The following is a 1,644-nucleotide window of genomic DNA, read 5'->3' as shown; positions in this document are numbered from 1 at the left end:
GGCCGGCGATCCGCTGGAGTGGCACGGCGCGATCACCTGGCGACCCCTCGCCGGGGCCGCGGTCCCGGCCGTGCACCTGGTGCTCTGGCGCAGCCGTACCCGGGTCATCCCGCCCGCCGCCCGCGCGCTGCACGACGCCCTGGCCGCCGGTGTCGCGGCGGCCGGGCCCGTACCGACCTGAGACCCCGTCAGTCCCGCACGTCCCGTTGTGTCACGGCCGCCACCAGTGCTTTCGGCCAGCAATTGGCGTGAACCTGCCACTTGTGGCGGCGTCCGGCATGCGAGACGCTGCCCGGGCACCGCCTACCCCTTGGCGGGCCACCCGCACCGCACTGCACCTCATTGCCCGTGATCCGGTCAACGAAAGGTTCTGGTGCACGAGATGAGACTCACCCCCACACCCCTGCGCCGCGCGGCCACGGTGCTCACCGCACTCGGCCTCGCCGCCGGCCTCCAACTGGCCGCCGGCACCGGCGCGAACAGCGCACCGGCCGACGGCGACCTCCGGCTCGCCCCGTCCGCCACGGCCATCGACGGCCAGTGGATCGTCGTGCTGAAGAACGGCGAGGTCGCCAAGGACGAGACCCGTTCCGTCGCCCGCGACCTCGCCGGCACCGCGGACGTCAGGCCCGAGCACGTCTACCGCACCGCGCTGCGCGGCTTCTCCGCGGAGATGAGCAAGGCGGAGGCGGCCGAGCTGGCCCGCGACCCGCGGGTGGCGTACGTCGAGCAGGACGCCGTCATGCGGATCACGGACACCCAGAACAACGCCACCTGGGGCCTGGACCGCATCGACCAGCGGGACCTGCCGCTGAGCACCACGTACACGTACAACACCACCGCGGCCGACGTCACCGCGTACATCATCGACACCGGCATCCGCACCACGCACAACGAGTTCGGCGGGCGCGCCTCGGTCGGCACCGACACCGTCGGCGGCGGCCAGAACGGCCAGGACTGCAACGGCCACGGTACCCACGTCGCCGGCACCGTCGGCGGCAGCACGTACGGCGTGGCCAAGCAGTCGAAGCTCGTCGCCGTACGCGTCCTGAGCTGCAGCGGCTCCGGCAGCACCGCCGGCGTCGTGGCCGGCATCGACTGGGTGACCGCCAACGCCTCCGGCCCGTCCGTGGCCAACATGAGCCTGGGCGGCGGCGCCAGCGCCACGCTCGACGACGCCGTCGAGCGGTCCGTCGCCTCCGGTGTGACGTACGCGATCGCCGCGGGCAACGGCGACATCTTCGGCACCCCGCAGAACGCCTGCAACTACTCGCCGGCGCGCGTGCCCGAGGCCATCACGGTCGGCGCCACGGACAACACCGACCGGCGTGCCTCGTGGTCCAACTTCGGCACCTGCCTGGACCTGTTCGCGCCCGGCGTGAGCATCACCTCCGGCTGGTACACCTCCGACAGCGCCACGAACACCATCTCCGGCACCTCGATGGCCACCCCGCACACCGCGGGCGTCGCCGCGCTGTACCTGCAGGGCAACCCCTCCGCCACACCCGCGCAGGTCGGCCAGGCCGTCGTGGACAACGCGACGCCGAACAAGGTGCAGGACCCGCGCACCGGTTCGCCGAACCTGCTGCTGTACTCGCTGTTCTGACGGCGCCGGCACCGAGCCCGGCCGGAAGACCCGCGCCA

The 1,644-nt window shown here is 72.9% G+C and carries 1 protein-coding gene and 1 pseudogene; both read left to right on the top strand.

What is annotated here, in order from left to right; translation table 11 throughout:
• Nucleotides 1-181, top strand: a pseudogene (locus H5J30_RS31865) (LysR family transcriptional regulator); the annotation flags it as partial.
• Nucleotides 182-373: 192 nt separating this feature from the next.
• A complete protein-coding gene (locus H5J30_RS31860; RefSeq protein WP_181791067.1) occupies nucleotides 374-1,606 on the top strand; it encodes a S8 family peptidase in 1,233 nt (410 codons plus the stop codon).
• Nucleotides 1,607-1,644: the final 38 nt, after the last annotated feature.

Source organism: Streptomyces phytophilus (assembly GCF_013870535.1).
In the GTDB taxonomy this organism is placed as follows: Bacteria; Actinomycetota; Actinomycetes; order Streptomycetales; family Streptomycetaceae; genus Streptomyces; species Streptomyces phytophilus.
The sequence above is the reverse complement of the archived record's forward strand: the minus strand, read 5'-3'. Positions and strand labels throughout refer to the sequence as shown.